General features: G+C 60.8%; 17 protein-coding genes. 7 read left to right on the top strand and 10 right to left on the bottom strand.

Annotated elements, in window-relative coordinates; translation table 11 throughout:
* Positions 1-3: 3 nt before the first annotated feature.
* Positions 4-381: an SgcJ/EcaC family oxidoreductase gene (locus tag P0D84_RS22405; protein WP_408340477.1), complete on the bottom strand. Its 378-nt coding sequence runs from the start codon at positions 379-381 to the stop codon at positions 4-6.
* Between the two features lie 160 nt (positions 382-541).
* Between P0D84_RS22405 and P0D84_RS22400 the strand changes: the two genes are divergently transcribed.
* Positions 542-1,456 carry a LysR substrate-binding domain-containing protein gene (locus P0D84_RS22400; RefSeq protein WP_408340475.1) on the top strand — a complete coding sequence of 305 codons (915 nt, stop codon included), beginning with the start codon at positions 542-544 and terminating at the stop codon, positions 1,454-1,456.
* A gap of 216 nt (positions 1,457-1,672) precedes the next feature.
* Positions 1,673-2,314 (top strand): MAPEG family protein, encoded by a 642-nt coding sequence (locus P0D84_RS22395; protein ID WP_408340473.1) that lies wholly within the window; start codon positions 1,673-1,675, stop codon positions 2,312-2,314.
* A 294-nt stretch (positions 2,315-2,608) separates the two neighbouring features.
* On the opposite strand, the gene P0D84_RS22390 is transcribed toward P0D84_RS22395, so the two are convergent.
* Entirely contained in the window at positions 2,609-2,902 is a 294-nt protein-coding gene (locus P0D84_RS22390; RefSeq protein ID WP_408340471.1) for a GYD domain-containing protein, read from the bottom strand.
* Positions 2,903-3,155: 253 nt separating this feature from the next.
* On the opposite strand from P0D84_RS22390, the gene P0D84_RS22385 reads away from it, so the two are divergent.
* Entirely contained in the window at positions 3,156-3,590 is a 435-nt protein-coding gene (locus tag P0D84_RS22385; protein ID WP_408340469.1) for a hypothetical protein, read from the top strand.
* A gap of 101 nt (positions 3,591-3,691) precedes the next feature.
* Here P0D84_RS22385 and P0D84_RS22380 read toward each other — a convergent pair whose 3' ends face one another.
* The 4 genes from P0D84_RS22380 to P0D84_RS22365 all read right to left on the bottom strand — a co-directional run bounded on the left by P0D84_RS22380 (position 3,692) and on the right by P0D84_RS22365 (position 7,951).
* A complete protein-coding gene (locus tag P0D84_RS22380; RefSeq protein WP_408340467.1) occupies positions 3,692-4,000 on the bottom strand; it encodes a hypothetical protein in 309 nt (102 codons plus the stop codon).
* 187 nt (positions 4,001-4,187) lie between these two features.
* Positions 4,188-4,841 (bottom strand): protein-L-isoaspartate(D-aspartate) O-methyltransferase, encoded by a 654-nt coding sequence (locus P0D84_RS22375; protein WP_408340465.1) that lies wholly within the window; start codon positions 4,839-4,841, stop codon positions 4,188-4,190.
* A 219-nt stretch (positions 4,842-5,060) separates the two neighbouring features.
* The gene (locus tag P0D84_RS22370) at positions 5,061-6,641 is read right to left on the bottom strand and encodes a DHA2 family efflux MFS transporter permease subunit (protein ID WP_408340463.1); all 1,581 of its coding nucleotides are present in this window, start codon (positions 6,639-6,641) and stop codon (positions 5,061-5,063) included.
* A 371-nt stretch (positions 6,642-7,012) separates the two neighbouring features.
* Positions 7,013-7,951 carry a LysR family transcriptional regulator gene (locus tag P0D84_RS22365; protein WP_408340461.1) on the bottom strand — a complete coding sequence of 313 codons (939 nt, stop codon included), beginning with the start codon at positions 7,949-7,951 and terminating at the stop codon, positions 7,013-7,015.
* Positions 7,952-8,087: 136 nt separating this feature from the next.
* Here P0D84_RS22365 and P0D84_RS22360 point away from each other — a divergent pair, with 136 nt between their 5' ends.
* From P0D84_RS22360 to P0D84_RS22350, 3 genes are read left to right on the top strand one after another with little or no spacing between them, the layout of a single operon-like run.
* On the top strand, positions 8,088-9,323 hold the full coding sequence (locus P0D84_RS22360) for a metal-dependent hydrolase family protein (protein WP_408340459.1): 1,236 nt from the start codon (positions 8,088-8,090) through the stop codon (positions 9,321-9,323).
* A 32-nt stretch (positions 9,324-9,355) separates the two neighbouring features.
* On the top strand, positions 9,356-10,723 hold the full coding sequence (locus P0D84_RS22355; protein ID WP_408340457.1) for an MFS transporter: 1,368 nt from the start codon (positions 9,356-9,358) through the stop codon (positions 10,721-10,723).
* A 43-nt stretch (positions 10,724-10,766) separates the two neighbouring features.
* Complete coding sequence (locus tag P0D84_RS22350) at positions 10,767-11,312, top strand: GAF domain-containing protein (protein WP_408340455.1); 546 nt, start codon at positions 10,767-10,769, stop codon at positions 11,310-11,312.
* A gap of 217 nt (positions 11,313-11,529) precedes the next feature.
* Here the strand turns inward: P0D84_RS22350 and nfsB are convergent, their stop codons facing one another.
* Positions 11,530-12,183 (bottom strand): oxygen-insensitive NAD(P)H nitroreductase, encoded by a 654-nt coding sequence (gene nfsB / locus P0D84_RS22345; protein WP_408340453.1) that lies wholly within the window; start codon positions 12,181-12,183, stop codon positions 11,530-11,532.
* A 57-nt stretch (positions 12,184-12,240) separates the two neighbouring features.
* On the bottom strand, positions 12,241-13,248 hold the full coding sequence (locus P0D84_RS22340; RefSeq protein WP_408340451.1) for a zinc-binding alcohol dehydrogenase family protein: 1,008 nt from the start codon (positions 13,246-13,248) through the stop codon (positions 12,241-12,243).
* A 126-nt stretch (positions 13,249-13,374) separates the two neighbouring features.
* Between P0D84_RS22340 and P0D84_RS22335 the strand changes: the two genes are divergently transcribed.
* Complete coding sequence (locus P0D84_RS22335) at positions 13,375-14,295, top strand: LysR family transcriptional regulator (RefSeq protein WP_408340449.1); 921 nt, start codon at positions 13,375-13,377, stop codon at positions 14,293-14,295.
* A 116-nt stretch (positions 14,296-14,411) separates the two neighbouring features.
* Here P0D84_RS22335 and P0D84_RS22330 read toward each other — a convergent pair whose 3' ends face one another.
* Positions 14,412-15,788, bottom strand: coding sequence for an MFS transporter (locus tag P0D84_RS22330; protein WP_408340447.1), 1,377 nt, complete (start codon positions 15,786-15,788; stop codon positions 14,412-14,414).
* 82 nt (positions 15,789-15,870) lie between these two features.
* Positions 15,871-16,851, bottom strand: a complete 981-nt coding sequence (locus P0D84_RS22325) for a 4-hydroxythreonine-4-phosphate dehydrogenase PdxA (RefSeq protein ID WP_408340445.1) — start codon at positions 16,849-16,851, stop codon at positions 15,871-15,873.
* Between the last annotated feature and the right edge of the window lie 62 nt (positions 16,852-16,913).

Below are 16,913 nucleotides of genomic sequence, written 5' to 3'. Positions count from 1 at the left end.
GTCTCAGATGGGTTCCGCTGAGGAGTGGTGATGCAATATCTTCCAGACGCCTTCCCTTCTCTGGAAGAGGAAGGTGAAACGGGCAGGTGCCAGGGTCTCCCGGCCGTCCTGCGTCCTTGAAAAGCGGTAGTGGCCGACGCTCAGCAAGTTGCCGTCGGAAAGGCGGACGAAATGCCGTTCGCCGAATTCCACGGTCGCCGCGCCACGGAAGTAAGCGCGGATTTCCGCCATACCGACGCGCAACCGGGCTTGCGAGGTGCCGTGCAGAAAGGCGTCTTCCGCATACAGGGCGGCGACACGTGCCGGCTCCCGGGTATTGAATGCCTCAGCCCAGGCATCGAGAAGGGACAAACCTTCCTCGATCACTGTGTCGGAGCTCATGGGTGTCCCTCCTGCAGATGCAGACGGGACCGAGCCCGATAATGGTTGATTAGTCGTCACTTAAAACGCCTCCTTCGTCGCTTTTCAATGGCGCTTACAATGCGAGCCATACTCCTTAACGTCAAATGATAAAAAGGAAGGTTTCCATGAGTAAGAGGTTATGAACCTCAGTTTCCGGATGTTGGAGCTGCTGCGGTTCGCAATCGAAACCCGCAGTGTCACCGCCACGGCGGAGCGCCTGCACATTTCGCAGCCGGCGGTCAGTAAGACATTGCAGCAGGCGGAGGAGCGTCTGGGTTTCCCGCTCTTCGTCCGCGAGCGCGGAAGACTCGTGCCGACGCTCGATGCGCGCCTGCTCTTGCCGGAGATCGTCCGTGCCACGGCGGCGATGGAAGCCGTCAGCCGGCTGGCCGAGGACCTGCAGAGCCTGAAAACCGGCATGGTCACGCTTGCGGCAACGCCCGTGCTGGGCAACACGGTGGTGACGCAAGCGATCGCAGCCTTTCGCGCACAATATGCGAATGTGCACGTGATCGTCGAGACGATATCCAATCAGGAAGTCGTAGAGGCCGTCGCCGATCACCGGGTTGATCTTGGTGTCGTCCTGACGCCGGTCGAGGATGCACATACGCAGGCTCGCCACTTATGCACCGCGGAACTCGTCTGCGTCCTGCCGCAGACGCATGTGCTGGCCGGTCATGCGTTTGTGGGACCTCAGGAGGTCGCCCCCTTCCCGCTCATTTCTTTCAATCGCCATCAACCGATTGGCGCGCTGATCGAAGAAGCGTTTCGCGCCGCTTCCATCCGCCGCACGATCGCCGTTGAGGTAGCGCAGTCGTGGATGGCCTGCGCCCTGGTCCAGGCAGGGGCGGGCCTTGCCATCATGGATGCATTTACAACCATCGGCGGCGTTCCCGCCGGACTGACGGTACGGCCGTTTAAACCGACCACGCATATCAGCGGCCGGCTGCTCCATTCCCTTGACAGGCCTTTGTCACGCCATGCGGAAGCATTCACCGAGGTTCTCCTCTCCGTCGTACAGCATGAGATCGCTGCGGGACGCATTATTGCTTGACGAGGGTCTTATGCGCTGACCGAGTGTGAGCCGGTGATGCAGGGGTCGTTATCAGGAAGGACGGCTGCGCAATACATGACGCGATGTCATCCGTCCGGTGTCAGTCGAGTTCGCCAAATGTACTGTGGCAAAGCCGACGCAATACACTACGTCGCACGAGGCAAACGCGTAGACCGCAGCCGATGCCGCCGTAGGAACCGCTCGGAGGAAAAATTCATGACCGACCCGACCCATCACGCGTCCGACTTTCGCCGGCAGCGTGCCATCGGCATTGCTGGCATCGCGGTCGCCTCGCTGCTTGCCGCAGGGCTCTGGCTCGGCATCGATCTTTTGATGTCGCCCCTGCCGGGCATGGACAGCCTCAGCGCGCGGATGCTTCTGACGCTTAAATGCTGCTGTGCCGCGGTGCTGTTCTGCCTGGTGACGGGCGTCGAAGCCGTGGCGCACGAACGATTGACCTCTCCCGCGTTCGATCCGCTGGCGGGCTTCGAGACGCGCAGGTTGCGGGTCAATCAACGATACCTGCAGAACACGGTGGAGCAGATCATCGTGTTTGCGCCGTCGCTGTTCGGCTTGGCCGCCTACTGTCCCGACGGTTCGTCCATGCGCGCGGTCGTGGCGACGACCGTAGTCTGGATCGTCGCGCGGGCCGCGTTCTGGCTCGGCTACCATCGCAGCGCTGCGCTGCGCGGGCTCGGCGCGCCGGGCATGGCGCTCAGCATGATCGTGCTGCTGTATGTGACGAGCCGGTTCGGGCGTGAGATCGCGGGAACGGTGGGAGCTATCGTGCCGCTTGCTGCATTTTTCGCGGTCGAGGCGGTATTGTTTTGGGGGACGCGGCCGGTGAAGGTGGGTTGATGCGCTAGAGTCCGTCGGTCCGACTGTCTCGGGCCGATTAGGGTTGTTCGAAGCCTGCCATTGTCTGCAGGATTGTGAGTGCGCCACCACGCGTTGCTGGCAGGCGTCGAACGAGCCTAAACGGCGACTGCCCGATATGTCGCCGCGTTTGAAAAGATCGGCGTGTGGGCAGCGTGAAGATGCGCGGCTTCGAATGTTGTTTGTAAGTGTCCGAATAGCGCGTCGAACGCGTGACCGTTCATAGCCTGCGTCGCGAAAAGATAACGGCTTCCTGGCTGAATGGTGGGCTTGGCTTCAGGGGAGTTTGCCGATAATCGAGCTGCATTCGTCCTTCGTGAACGCGCGGAGTGTTTGCGTGCGAATGTTGCCTGCAGAGCCGAGCGCGTAGCCGAACGACATGAAGCTTTGCTCATCGGGTGCTTCGATGACAGTCACAATATCGTATTCACCCAACGTCCAGTAGATCTCTTTCATTTCACAGCCAAAGGACCTGGCTAACTCCGCCGCCTGGCTGGCCCGCTGCGGGCTGTTTTTGATGTTACGGATACCCTGATCAGTGAATTGTGAAAGAACCACATAGGTCACCATGACGATTCCCCTTACGATTAATCCAAGACGGCATTCACACGCGCAAGTCAGATTGCGAACCGCATTGCCATAGCATTCCCGGCAGCATTCTGCGCGTAATCTGAGTCTATGCAATGGAAGTGCGTGCCACCGGGTTTTTGCCTTCGGCGCTATAGAACGTTTCCCTCGTGGCCCGGAGACACGTGTCCCGCTCGGGGCGACGGGGACTCGCCAATCCTCCGACAAAATACCCGATTGAACCCATCCAGCGGAGATGTACGATTCAAAGGACGTGCGCGCATCCCTGCGCGGCATGTGGCGTGTTTGTTCCAGCGGCAGCGTTGCCCGCGGCTCTTTCAACCAGGTCGACTATGGATTGAACGGGCATGATGGTTGCGCCGTTCAAGTTCGCCTGATTGCTTCTCAAACGGGAGGAGCCATGTCCTACGAATCCTGCTCGCCGTATCGCGGATACGGCATCGAAGTGTGTGTCACTCCGTGCAAAAGTCTGTCGTTTCACGGCATGGGGCGCCGATTCAGGGTCTCCTGGTCCATTTTTCCCCCTGACAATGTATCGCCGCCAATTGCAAGTTTTCCAGCGCAGGCTGAATTTTTGCATGAAGACGAGGCGTTCCGATACGGTGAAAGTCGAGCGCACACCTTTGTTGATTGCACGATCTATCACCGGTCACAAAGTAGCGGACCTTAACAGCGCGACAATACCAGCCTGCCGGTTTTACTCGTTGGCGACGTAACCTGTACTTGCCGCCTGTGGACCGTTCAACTGCCTTGCCGCGACAGAACCCTCCGTCAAACCGGCGGAAGATCGTCCATGGACTTTTCGATACTCGCGCCTGGGGGCTCAGTGTCAATCCCATCCGGGCCGTTGGTGTGCGCAACGATCTTTATTTTCGGACCAAGAAACCTCGCACCGCCCAGGGTAAAAAGAGACCAACAAACGTCTCCCGCACGGATCGCTCTGACGACTTCCGCCACCTCGACAACCGCGGTGGGAGAAAGCCATTCATGCGTCTTCGGATCGATGAGCGCCCAGCGGACATGCGTGATACGGTCGGTTGCAGGGTTAATCCGTGCGCCGTCGATAGCAAACGTAGCCATATCTACCTCCATCATCCTGACAATGGGATCTCTGCATTATGCGCTGCTTCTTTTCTGGTTCCCCTCGACCGCTCTTTTCGTGAGGCTCAATCCGAGCACTGCCGACGCGCGGCTCGACGGTCCGGCAATCCGGCGCTGCGGCGGCGTTGGGCAAGCGACGCGCTCCAACCGCCTGGCGGCCGCGCGCCTAACAAGCTGCCCAGCCGTCCTCGCCGATTAGCGGCAGAAAACTGACTGCGCCGAGCGAGCGCTCCTGATAATCGTGTTCGCCGTAGCGCACCAGTTTGATCAATCGCTGATGGTAAGGCACGCGCCCCACCGGCATGACGATGCGGCCACCGACCGAGAGTTGTGAACGCCACGCCCGCGGGATACGCGGCCCGCCGGCTCCCGCGATGATCGCATCGTACGGCGCATGGGCGCTCAGGCCGACAGTGCCGTCGCCGAGATAAACAGTCACGTTTGCAATGCCCAGCCGCGCCAACGTCTCGCGAGCGGTGTCGGCGAGCACCGGATCGCGTTCAACGGAATCAACGTGCGCCACGATCGCGGCGGCAACTGCGGCGGCATACCCCGAGCCCGTGCCGACGTCGAGAACCCGGTCGTACCGACTCAGTTCGGCCGCCTCGATCATCTGCGCGACAATGGCGGGTTGCGAGATCGTTTGCTGACTCGCAATGGGCAACGGACCATCGTCGTACGCGCATTCACGGAGATGCTCCGCTACGAATTCCTCGCGCGGCAGCTGACGCATCGCGGACAGCACGTTGGAATCACGGATGCCGCGGGCCACGATTTGCTCTACCACCATACGTTCCCGGGCTTCTCTGAAATCGATCATTGCCGCCTCCCTCTAGTGGGTCGCACGGGCATAGGCGGGGCCGCACTCACAGGTGCCTCCGGATCGCAGCCGTCACCATATGGCGGGCTACAAACTCCAGCCGCCCTTCGTCCCATCGGGTGTCGAATGCATCCAAGGCTACTACGGCCGGCGCAGGTAGCAAGGACCACCTCGTTCTAAATACCTCGGCGTGCGAGGGGTTTTCGGATCGCGGTCATTTCAATGAGCTGCGGACGCTTCTGCCGAGTCTCCACTCTTTATCGGACGCGTAATCCAGATGAGCGGGATGATCAGAATGAAGATGAACGTGGACGCATAGAAGAAATCGTCGAGACCCATGACCGCAGCCTGACTCGCGACCATCGATTCGAACGATGCGTAAGCGGCGCCCAGATCCAGATGGAATTGCGATTGCAATGTCGCGATGGTCTGGTTGAAAACCGGATTGTCGATGCTCGCCTGCTCGGTGAGTCGCACGTGATGCACAACCGTCCGATGATTCCATACGGTGCCGGCGATGGACGTGCCAACCGCGCCGCAGAAAATACGCGCGAAATTGGACAACCCTGCCGCTGCAGGGATGCGCTCAGGAGGCAAGCCAGAAAGAATGATCGACACGAGCGGAACGAACCAAAGCACGGTTGGAATGCCTTGCAGCAAGGTCGGTATCACCAGATGCCACGCATCCACCGTACTCAGATACTGCGTGCGCATGAAGAACACACCGGACAGACCCACGAACGCGACCGACACCAGGACCCTGGCATCAAACCAGTGAAGCAGGCGCCCGATAAAAGGAGAAAGTAGAACCGTGAAGATGCCGACGGGCGCCGTGACAAGGCCGGCATCGTAAGCCCGGTAGCCGAGATACTCCTGCATCCACTGCGGCAGCAGCACAAGGTTGCCGAAGTAAAGCGCGTAGGAAACGGAAATCGCAATCGTGCCGCTGCTGAAATTGCGCAATGCGAAGAGCCTGAGGTCGACGACCGGATGCGCCTCTGTCAGCTCCCACACAAGAAAGAACGCGAAGCTGACGAGCGCAGTCAGCCCCAGCGCAACGATGAAGGGCGACGAGAACCAGTCAAGATCCCTCCCCTTGTCGAGCATCACCTGAAGCGACCCAACCCACGTCACGAGCAGCGCAAGCCCTACCGCGTCGATTGGCAGTTTCCTGGTCGGCGTTTCGCGCTTTCGGTAAATGAACCAGGTGGCACTGGCCGCGATAAATCCGACCGGGATGTTGACGTAGAAGATCCAGGACCAGCTGTAATTGTCAGTGATCCAACCGCCGAGCACCGGCCCCGCGATCGGGCCCACTGTGGCGGTCATTGCCCAGAGCGCCAGCGCCATGTTGGCCCGGGCCCTCGGATAGGAGCTGAGCAGGACGGCCTGGGACAAAGGAATGAGCGGGCCGGCCACCAGGCCCTGCAAAACCCGCGCGCCCAGCAGGAACGGCAAGTCCGGTGCGATGCCGCAAAGCCACGAAGCGAAAACGAACATCAGAATCGCGCCGACGAAAAGCCGGATCTGACCGATCTGCTGCGTGAGCCACCCCGTCAGTGGAATGGACACGGCATTGGCGGCGGCAAAGATCGTGATGACCCACGTTCCTTCATCGACCGACACCCCGAGATTACCCGAGAGGTTGGGCACCGCGACGTTCGCGATCGACGTGTCCAGCACGGTCATGAAAGTCGCAAGCGCCACCACGATCGTGGCGATCACGAGCTGGCCGCCCTGTAGGGGCGGATGCTGGACCGGTACTGCGGGAGAGGCGGGAGACGTGGATTCCTGCGTCATAAACTGTGTTTTTTTGGGGCTGGTTATCGTGGACTGAGGCGGTCCTGCCGGCGCGGGGACGCACCATTCAAGCAGCTACCCCTGCTTCACTGCATCCGTCTATCGCCGACGACCGAAGCTTGTGAGGGGTCGCGTTGGCCCGCAAATTATTAAACGCTTACACCATAATGTGCCCGAAATGTATTTCCTTCGCCAACGATTTCGACAATACGGCCCCCTTCCGTCGGTCCTGGTTTGGACAAATCAGTAAGCGTCCCACCGCTGCGTCGAACCATTGATCATTCTGGTCGTTTTACGCGCCAAGGCTGCTCTGACCAACACGGCGTTGTCGAGAACCATGGCGGCTCGGCACCCGGAGGTATGCGACCGCCCTATCTTTCCTGCGCAGCAGCATGCGCAGAAAACGCCAACAGGTTGGCCGTCAGCATTCGTTGCAGCTTTAGCGCGCTAACCGGCAATTCCCGGCCGCGCCTGACGATGAGTTGCGCCTGAGCCGCTTCCATCAACTTGTGCCGGATCGGTAACGCCTGAACGACACCCCGCTGAACGTCGTCATGGACGAAGAATGCGGGCAGCAGCGTGACGCCCATCCCCGCTCTGACGAAACTCATCAACCCAATCAGGTGGTCGCATTCGAGCACAACCTTGAAATGACGGTTCTCGAGTGCTTCGACCTCATCGGCAATCATTCGCGTGCCGAACGCCGCGCTCGCCAGTCCGAACGGATGGTCGAAGAGATCCCTTGCACGTACCACCGGAAGCTGCGTCAACGGGTGCCCCGTCTTCACGATCGCGCACACCGGCTGTGTCGAAGACGCCGCCTCTTTCAGGCGTACCGCATGAAGGTTGAGCCTGGGGCCATGAGTAAGGCCGAGATGCACATGATCGTCCTGCAACCACGCGAGGATGTCATTCACGCTACCCAGTCTTAGCGTAAGCGTCACATTCGGATGCTGCTGCTGAAACTCCCGCAACGCGCGATTCATCAGATCCTCGGTGAATCCCTGGATTGCGCCGACGGCGACGTTGCCATGCTGGAGTCCGTGAATCCCGTCCAGCTGTGAAATGAGCGCTTCCTCGCGGGAAACATGCTCCCTGTAGTACGCCAGCAGGATCCGGCCGGCTTCCGTCGGATTAGCCCCGCGACGGTTCGTCTCGAGCAGAGCGGTGCGCGCTGTCTTCTCCAGCAGCGCGATCTGTCGGCTGACTGCCGACGGCGCAACGTCCAGAAAATCGGCTGCAGCACGGATGCCGCCGAGTCGCACCGCCTCGAACAGATACCGCATTCGTGCTATCGAAAAATCGCTCATTCGCCTCCGACCTACCCGTTTCCGATTTGACAATATGTTGCCGAAAAGGCAACAAAATTTTAAATCGAGTGTCGTTGTTGCCAAAAAAGAACGATGCAAGAATCTTTTCCATCTACAACGGAACGGATTCATCCCCATGACACGCATCGTTTTTCGCAACGCCAATCTTTTCGACAGTTTCACGGGCGAGCTGAACCCCGAAACGACGATCGTGGTCGAGAACGGCAAGATCGGTACGGTGACTCGCGGTTCGCTCGATGTGGATGACGCGCAGGAAATCGACGTCGCCGGCCGTGTCGTGTTGCCAGGGCTGATCGATGGGCACGTTCATGTCGCTGCGACCGTCCCCGACTTCTTCAAGCTGTCGATGATGCCGCAGTCGCTAGTGACGGCGCAGACCAGCGACATTCTCGAACAGATGCTCAAGCGCGGTTACACCACTGTGCGTGATGCAGGCGGCGCGGATTCGGGTCTCGTGCAGGCCATCGAACAGGGCCACTTCGCAGGCCCGCGCCTTTTCATTGCTGGCCGTGCGCTGACGCAGACCGGCGGTCACGGCGATGCGCGCCCTGCCTTCTATCCAGGCATGAACTGCGCGTGCTGCGGTGCCATCGGTTTGCTCGGCGCTGTGGCCGACGGCGTGTCCGAAGTGCGACGCGCGGCCCGCAATGAAATCCGCAACGGCGCGACGCATATCAAGGTGATGGCCGGCGGCGGTGTATCGACACCGAACGATCCGCTGGAAGGCACTCAATACTCGATCGAAGAACTCACTGCGATCGTCGAAGAAGCGAAGGCCGCGCGGACTTACGTGATGGCCCACGCCTACGCTCCCGAAGCGATCCAGCGCGCCGTCCGGGCCGGCATCCGCTCGATCGAGCACGGCAATCTGCTCGATCTCGAGACCGCACAACTGATGGCCGAATATGGTGCGTACCTCGTTCCGACGCTGGCGACGTACGCTGCGATCGAGCGCAACGGAGAGAAGCTGGGCTGGTCACCCGCGATGCGTGAAAAGGCCGACCGCGTCAAGCACCTGGGCATCGAAGCGATTCGCATCGCGCAGTCCGCGGGCGTGAAGATCGGTCTCGGTTCGGATCTGCTCGGCGACATGCACGCTTGTCAATACGAAGAATTCACCCTGCGGCAGGCCGCGATGAAACCCGCCGACATTCTCAAAAGCGCGACCTCCGTCAATGCGGAAATGATGAACCAGACAGGAAAAATCGGCGTGGTCGCGCAGGGAGCGCACGCCGATCTGATCGTGCTCGACCGTAATCCGCTCGAGGACCTCGCCGTTTTCCAGCAACCTGGCACGCTGCGCGCGGTGATGAAGGGCGGCCAGTTCTACGTCAACAACCTGACCGCTTAACACGGCGTCCTTGCGCCGACGGGAGTAGTCGCATGTCAACTGTTTCAACAAGAATCGAAAGTTGGCCGTTCTCGAAGTTTCATCGGCGACTGCTCATCATCGGTGGGCTGGGCTACACCTTCGATGCAATGGACGCCGCCGTTGTCGCGTTTATCCTTCCGGTCCTGCGCATTCAGTGGAATCTCAGCAGTGTGCAGACGGGCCTGCTCGGCAGCAGTACGTATGTGGGCTATATGTTCGGCGCACTTGCCGCCGGTTTGCTGGGCGACATGATCGGGCGCCGCCGCGTGATGATGTATGCGCTGCTGATCTATGCAGTGTCGTCCTTCGTGAGTGCCTCGACGCATGGCTGGGAAACCTTCCTGATTTCGCGGATCTGTGCGGGTGTCGGCACCGGCGCGGAAAGCGCGATCATCGCGCCGTATCTGGCGGAATTCGTCGCGCGACGGTTTCGCGGCAGCTTCGTCGGATCGTTGGCGGGTTTCTTCTCGTTCGGCTTTGTGGCAGCCGCGCTACTCGGCTACATGATCGTGCCGGCATCGGATGACGGCTGGCGCATCGTCCTCGTTTTGACCGGCGTGCCGATTCTGATGCTGCTGTGGTGGCGACGCGCGTTGCAGGAGTCGCCGCGCTGGCTGGAAAGCCGCGGACGTCATGACGAAGCGGAGCGGATCGTCGACACGATCGAGAAAGAACTGCTCGCGACGGGATATCGACTGGCTCCTCAAGAAAGCGCGCCGCCGGTAGTGAATCAGGAAAACGCGCATCCTTCGTTCGTCGCCAACTTCAAGGCGTTGTGGCGCGGCAAGCAGGCCCGCATCACCGCGATGACATGGGCGATGTGGTTTGCAATCACGTTTAGCTACTACTCGTTTTTCACGTGGATCCCCGGCTTGCTCATGCAACACGGGATGAGCATCACGAAGAGTTTTGCCTATTCGATCGCCATCTATGTCGCGCAGATACCTGGCTATTTCTCGGCTGCGTGGCTTAACGAAAAGATCGGTCGCCAGGCAACGATCGCCAGTTATATGGTCCTTGGCGGAATCGCAGCGCTGTCGATGACGCAGCTTCAGAGCAATGAAGCGATCACTGCAGCGGGCATCTGTCTGTCGTTCTTCATGAACGGAACTTATGCGGGCGTCTACGCCTACACGAGCGAAGTGTTTCCGACCACGATCCGGACAACGGGTGCGGGTGTCGCATCGGCGATCGGCCGGATTGGTGCGATCGTTTCGCCCATCCTCGTCGGCTACATCTTCCCGGCGCTGGGCTTTGGCGGCGTGTTCGGCGTGACGACCGCCGTGCTACTCGCCGGCGCCATCGCGGTGGTGACGATGGGCGTGAAGACAAAAGGCCTGTCGCTCGAGGCGATCGAGGTCAGGGAACTGGGCGCCTGATCGCATCGGGCTCCAAAGCGAAATCCGGAACTAAAGACGAATCATGACGAACCAGAAATCCGACATTGCACTCGATGCAGTGAAAGCAGTGGCAACGGCACTCGCCGAAGGCAAACCCGAGAGCGACGTCTGGAAGACTTTCGAACGGGAGATGACTGCCGTGTTCGGACAGCGCTATTTCACTGTGCTGGCGTTTGACGCCGAATCCAGTCGTATGTGCCGGGTGTACAGCAACCGGCCGGACATCGGTCCCGTCGGAGGCGTGAAGCGGGTCACCCGCAGCCCATGGGTTCAGCATGTTCTGCTGGACGGGAAAATCTACGTCGGATCAACGAAGGCCGATGTCAAGTCTGCTTTCTCCGAATACGAGACGCTCTGGAGTATTGGTTGCGAAAGCACACTCAATATTCCGATCCGAAAAAATGGCCTGACGTTGGGCCTCTTCAGTTTGCTCGACGGCGCCCACGCGTATGATTCCGCGGATCTTGCCTTGGCGAACGTGTTTGGCCAACTCGCTGTGGTGCCGGTGGAAGCGGGCCTCGACCGTCTAGGCGACATTGAAACGCCGAGTCACACGGAGTACGTATAGACCCATGTGTGCTGACCCGGCAAGCTCAGTGTGGAACTGATTGGCCGGGGCCTTGCCGGGGTCAGTCACAGGTGTAGCTGGTCGACTTTACGCGTACGTCGCGAACGTAATGAAAGCGCGCCCGGTGGGCGCGCTTTCATTTGACGTCTACATTCCGCTGACCTTAGCGGACCTTGCCTGCAAAACAGCACGCCGAAAGACCGGCGTGCCGCTACGATCACATGAAAGTGAAGAGCTGCTCGCGCGGCAGGCGCGACTTCGGTAGCCTGGCATTGAAATCCTGCTCGCTGCGATGGCCGAAGGCCGCCAGCACGACGCTCGTAAGCCCGCGTTCGCGCAGCCCAAGCTCGAGGTCGAGCGCGCGTGAATCGAAGCCTTCCATCGGCGTCGCGTCGATGCCGAGCACGGCCGCGCTGACGAGTAGTCCGCCCAGCGCAAGATACACTTGCTTCTCCATCCACTGAGGCACGTCGCGCAACTCGTAGCGGTGCATGTCCACATACGAGCGGCGCGTCTTATCCTGCATGCCCTTCGCTCCGTCGACCTGGAACCGCCCGTCGTGGCCTTCCTGCTCGAGGACAGCGTCGAGGTGAGCCGCGTCCATATCGGTACGCATGCACAGTGCGATCACGTGCGAGGCGTTCACCACTTTCGGTTCGTTGTACGCGTAGGCGCCTTGCGTTGCCTTGGCCATGCGCGCGCGGCCTTCTGGCGTCGACGCGACGACATAGTGCCAAGGCTGCGAGTTGACCGACGAAGGACTGTAGTGAAGCGCGGCGAGCAAGGCATCGACCGATGCTTGCGGCAACGAACGACCCGGCTCAAATGCTTTGACGGTGTGACGGGTTTGTACGGCATCAATCAAATTCATGGCGATATCTTCTTATGGAGACGGACAAGCAATCAAAACAGAAAGCCGGCTGGTGACTCAAAACCCTTCGAGAACGATCTTGCCGCGCGCGCGATTGCTTTCGATGAGGGCGTGCGCGCGCCGCAGATTTTCGGCGTTGATCGCCCCGAAATGCTCGCCGAGCGTCGTACGCAGCGTGCCTGCGTCGATTAGCGTTGCGATGCGCTCGAGAATCTCGTGCTGGCGGATCATGTCGGGCGTCTCGAATAGAGACCGCGTGAACATGAGTTCCCAGTGCAGCGAGATCGCTTTCAACTTGAGCGGCATCGCGTCGAGCGTTTTCGGATCGTCGATGACGCCAAGCTTGCCTTGCGGCGCGAGCACGTCGACGATCTGGGCATAGCGTTCCTCGGTATGCGTGAGGCTCGCGACATAGCGCACCTTCTCAACGCCGATCCGGCGCAGCTCTTCTTCCAGCGGGCGGGCGTGATCGATGACGTCGTGCGCTCCCAGATCGCGAACCCATTCTTGGGTCTGCGGTCGTGATGCCGTACCGATCACGCGCAGCTTCGTCAGTTGCCGCGCGAGCTGAGTGAGAATCGAGCCGACGCCACCGGCCGCGCCGATGATCAGAATCGCATCGCCGTCGCCCCCGCCCTCGGCAACGCAGAGACGATCAAACAGCAGCTCCCAGGCTGTGAGTGAAGTGAGCGGCAATGCGGCGGCACGCGCGTCATCGAGCGTGGTGGGTTGATGACCGGCGATGCGCTCGTCGACGACGCCGTACTCGGCATAGGCGCCGGAGCGGGCGACGGAGCCGGCGTAAAACACGCTATCGCCGACCTTGAACAGCGTGACGGCGGCGCCGACGGCTTCGACCGTCCCGACGGCATCCCATCCAAGCAAGCGCGGCGTGTCGCCGAGCATTCCCGCACGAACCTTGGTGTCGACGGGGTTCACGGCGATGGCGCGAATCTTCACGAGCAGATCGCGCGGACCCGGCTCGGGCTTCGGCAATTCCGTTTCGTAGAGTGCACGCGGATCTTCGATCGGCAACCCGGGCTGGTCATAAACGATGGCTTTCATCTGCATTACTGGCGTGGTGTTCGAGAGCGAGCCGCGTTAGCGGCTCGGACGTTGTTTAATGATGCGCTGCACAAGCCGTTCGAAAAACAGGGAGAATCGGGTAAAACTTTCACTACAGGAATGAAAATGATCCGGTTCGACGACCTGGCGCTGTTCGTGCGCACTGCCGCGCTCGGCAGCTTCTCGAACGCCGCCCGCGAAGCGGCCCTGCTGCCGGGCCAGGTCAGCGCGGCAATTCAGCGGCTTGAGCGCGAGCTCGACGTTCGTTTGTTCGCACGCTCAACGCGCAGCCTGCGGCTTACTGCCCAGGGGGAGGAATATCTGCCGTATGCGAAGCAGATGCTAGCGACATTGCAGGAGGGGCGGGAGTGCCTGCAGGGCGCGGCGGACGCGCTGCAGGGGCCTTTGCAGATCGCCGCGCCGTCGGATCTGGGCCGCAATGTTCTGCTGCCCTGGATCACTGCGTTTCGCGAGGCGCATCCGAAGCTGTCGGTGCGGCTCTTTTTGTCCGATCAACTGACCGACATGTTTCGCGATCCGGTCGAGATCGCCATCCGCTACGGCCGCGCCGATAACGCGAGCTACGTCGCGCTGCCGCTGGCCAGCGACAATCGGCGTGTGCTCGTGGCGTCGCCCGCCTATCTGCAACGGCATGGGCGGCCACGCACGCTGGATGAACTGGCAGGCCACCACTGCCTGCTCTATGTCCTGGGCGGCCGCGTGTACGACAAATGGGTGTTCCCCGTGGGGGGCGAGCTCCGCCAGGTGGCCGTCGCCGGGTCGCTCTTTTGCGACGACGCCGACGTGGCACGGCGCTGGGCGATCGAGGGCCAGGGCATTGCGTACAAATCGTGGCTCGACGTGTGCGCCGACGTGCAGACGGGCCGGCTCGAAGTACTGATGCCCGAGCAGCCCGGTGAGGCGGCGCCGCTGAACCTGATCTGCACGCATCGCAAGCAGTTCTTTCCCGCGATCCGGCAGCTGCATGAAGTGCTGAAGGAGCGCGTATCGGCACTGACAGCGCTGTTGCCGAAGTACGCGCCCTAGTACAACACCCCTCAAACAGGTTTCATAAGCAACTGGTTGCGGGTTTCGGTCGGAATCGGCGTGGTGCGCCTTGAGGAGAACGCAGCATTAAGTTATGCGATAAATACGCATCTAATTTAGCTCGCATCTGCGTCCATGACCGTGACGCTTTTTTCCTCCCCTCCTTTGTTCATTCGCTGACTACGCTGAGCCGGGATTGGGTCAGCGTTACCCGACGGATCGAGGCCCTCACCAATGTCGAGGTCTGGCCGAATTTTTAGTGTCATCGCCGCCCCAAGTAGCAGGAAGAGCAAGGATCCGACGAACGGCAGGCTCCAGTTTCCGGTCGCATCGATCACCGCCCCGAACACGACGGGCGAGATGATCGTGGCCAAGGCGGCGCCCGTATTGAGCATGCCGCTCGCCGTGCCCGCATGGCGTTCCGCCACATCCATAGGCACTGCCCAGATTGGCCCGATGGTCAGTTCGAGCATGAAGAATGCGCCGGACAAGCACAGCGTCACGACTGTCAGGTCCCGGCTGATCATCACCGGAATCATGAAGACGAACGCACCAAGCAGACTGAACGCAATCACCCCCTGACGCGCAAGCTTGAGGTTGCCCGTACGCTTTAACACCCGGTCGCTCAGGAAGCCCCCAAGGACGTCACCGACCACGCCGGCGAGAAACACGCCAGAAGAAAATATGGCAGATTCCTTGAGATTCAATCCGTAGCCGTGCAGGAAGAAGAGCGGCACCCAACTGAAAAACAGCGTGTTGCTCCACACCTGGCAGAAGTACACGAAGATCGTAGGCGACATGCGGCGCAGGATGCGACGCCACGGAGTGCCTTGAAGTTCCTGCGACTGATGGACCATGCCGACAGGCAGACATGCGAGTTCTGCTTCGTTGACGCGCCCATGTGCGCGCGGATCGTCCCGGTAATACACCATCCACACGACGATCCACACCGCCGTGAAGCCGCCGACGAGGATGAACGACAGACGCCACGAATAGAGCGTCGCAAGCAACACGACCAGCGTCGGCGCCGCGGCGTTGCCGAGCCGCGACGACGAATGGGTGACGCCTTGAACGAAGCCACGGTCTTTCGTATGAAACCAGTTCGCAATGGCGCGCGCCTGAGCGGGCAGAGCCGCGCCTTCGCCGATGCCGAGCAACAATCGCGCCGCGCACAGCGATGCAAGACCGCCGACCAGACCCGTTGCGATAGTCGCGACAACCCATATCGAGCCGCAGATCAGCAACGTGCGGCGCGCGCCCATGCGGTCGGCGAGCCAGCCGCCGATGATCTGAAAAATCGCATACGTATAGCCGAACGCCGAGAATGCGACGCCCAGCGTGGTGTTCGACAGGCCGAGTTCGGCTTTGATTGGTCCAGCTGCGGCAGCGAGGTTAACCCGATCGAGATACAGGATGAATGACATCGCACACAGGAGCGCGAGCACGCCCTGCTGAACGTGCGTACGGGGGGAACGCGTCAATTCTGGATTCATGTCTCCTCCGGAAGATTGCCGGCTTACGCGCGACGCGCGCGGCCAGTCTGTATTGGTTGTGGGACAACAGAACGTGCGACGTTCAGACGGCGGCGCTCTGCCGGGATCGGACCATGCGGCAGGCGACATCGAAGGCGCGCGCCATCGCGGTGCCGCTCGCCTTGCCCTGGCCGACGATGTCATACGCCGTGCCGTGCGCCGGAGTCGTCAACGGAATCGGCAAGCCGCCTTCCACGGTGACGCCTACGTCGAAGCCGAGCAGCTTGGTCGCGATCTGCCCCTGATCGTGATACATCGTGACAATGCCGTCGAGTTCGCCGGCTCGCGCACGCAGAAAGATCGTGTCCGCGGGATACGGACCCGTCGATACAAACCCCTGCGACTCCGCGAGCGCCATACCCGGTTCGATAATGTCGCTCTCTTCGGTGCCATAGTTGCCGTGGTCGCCGTTATGCGGATTGAGCCCGCACACGCCGATACGAGGCGCAGCGTTTCCGGATGCCCGAAGCGCTTCAGTCAGCATACGGATCGCATCGGCCACGGCTCGGGGCGACAGATGCGCGGAGACTTCCCTGAGCGGCATGTGCGAGGTGACGCGCGCCGTCCATAGCGGTTCGAGCACGTTCAGTTCGCCACATACGCCCTGGTGATCCAGCAGCTTCGCGAACCAGCGCATTTCGTCTTCTTCCATCATGCCGCCCGCGCGCAGCGCGCTCTTGTTGAGCGGCCCGAAACACACGGCGTCGGCGCGCCCATCGACAACGTATTGCACGGCGAGCCGCAGCGAATCCAGCATGAAGCGCCCACTAGCCTCGCTGATGACGCCCGGGGCGAACACCGCGTCGCTGCCAGCCCAGGATGCAATATCGAGCCAGTCGGCAGCTTGCGGCAACTCGACGCCGGCAGCCGACGCGCCGCGCGCGATGGCGTCGTGATTGCCAATCAGTGTGACATGCGCCTTTTGGCGAATGGAAGGATCCGCAAGCAGGCGCACGATGATCTCGGCGCCGATGCCAGCGGGATCGCCGATGCTAAGGACAATTCGAATGGGTTGCGAAGACATGGAACTCCAGCAGCGAGAACGATGGGAGCGCTACTCTTTCCAGGTAGCGACGACGCCTAAAG

It is taken from the genome of Paraburkholderia sp. RL17-337-BIB-A, assembly GCF_046025895.1.
Taxonomy (GTDB): domain Bacteria; phylum Pseudomonadota; class Gammaproteobacteria; order Burkholderiales; family Burkholderiaceae; genus Paraburkholderia; species Paraburkholderia fungorum_C.
The sequence above is the reverse complement of the archived record's forward strand: the minus strand, read 5'-3'. Positions and strand labels throughout refer to the sequence as shown.

What these genes read in the sequence shown, in the direction of transcription:
- P0D84_RS22325 (WP_408340445.1), bottom strand. Translation starts at nt 16,851, where the DNA reads ATGTCTTCGCAACCCATTCGAATTGTCCTTAGCATCGGCGATCCCGCT.
- P0D84_RS22335 (WP_408340449.1), top strand. Translation starts at nt 13,375, where the DNA reads ATGATCCGGTTCGACGACCTGGCGCTGTTCGTGCGCACTGCCGCGCTC.
- P0D84_RS22380 (WP_408340467.1), bottom strand. Translation starts at nt 4,000, where the DNA reads ATGGCTACGTTTGCTATCGACGGCGCACGGATTAACCCTGCAACCGAC.
- P0D84_RS22405 (WP_408340477.1), bottom strand. Translation starts at nt 381, where the DNA reads ATGAGCTCCGACACAGTGATCGAGGAAGGTTTGTCCCTTCTCGATGCC.
- P0D84_RS22390 (WP_408340471.1), bottom strand. Translation starts at nt 2,902, where the DNA reads ATGGTGACCTATGTGGTTCTTTCACAATTCACTGATCAGGGTATCCGT.
- P0D84_RS22400 (WP_408340475.1), top strand. Translation starts at nt 542, where the DNA reads ATGAACCTCAGTTTCCGGATGTTGGAGCTGCTGCGGTTCGCAATCGAA.
- P0D84_RS22330 (WP_408340447.1), bottom strand. Translation starts at nt 15,788, where the DNA reads ATGAATCCAGAATTGACGCGTTCCCCCCGTACGCACGTTCAGCAGGGC.
- P0D84_RS22395 (WP_408340473.1), top strand. Translation starts at nt 1,673, where the DNA reads ATGACCGACCCGACCCATCACGCGTCCGACTTTCGCCGGCAGCGTGCC.
- P0D84_RS22350 (WP_408340455.1), top strand. Translation starts at nt 10,767, where the DNA reads ATGACGAACCAGAAATCCGACATTGCACTCGATGCAGTGAAAGCAGTG.
- P0D84_RS22360 (WP_408340459.1), top strand. Translation starts at nt 8,088, where the DNA reads ATGACACGCATCGTTTTTCGCAACGCCAATCTTTTCGACAGTTTCACG.
- P0D84_RS22385 (WP_408340469.1), top strand. Translation starts at nt 3,156, where the DNA reads ATGTACGATTCAAAGGACGTGCGCGCATCCCTGCGCGGCATGTGGCGT.
- P0D84_RS22355 (WP_408340457.1), top strand. Translation starts at nt 9,356, where the DNA reads ATGTCAACTGTTTCAACAAGAATCGAAAGTTGGCCGTTCTCGAAGTTT.
- P0D84_RS22375 (WP_408340465.1), bottom strand. Translation starts at nt 4,841, where the DNA reads ATGATCGATTTCAGAGAAGCCCGGGAACGTATGGTGGTAGAGCAAATC.
- P0D84_RS22370 (WP_408340463.1), bottom strand. Translation starts at nt 6,641, where the DNA reads ATGACGCAGGAATCCACGTCTCCCGCCTCTCCCGCAGTACCGGTCCAG.
- nfsB (WP_408340453.1), bottom strand. Translation starts at nt 12,183, where the DNA reads ATGAATTTGATTGATGCCGTACAAACCCGTCACACCGTCAAAGCATTT.
- P0D84_RS22365 (WP_408340461.1), bottom strand. Translation starts at nt 7,951, where the DNA reads ATGAGCGATTTTTCGATAGCACGAATGCGGTATCTGTTCGAGGCGGTG.
- P0D84_RS22340 (WP_408340451.1), bottom strand. Translation starts at nt 13,248, where the DNA reads ATGAAAGCCATCGTTTATGACCAGCCCGGGTTGCCGATCGAAGATCCG.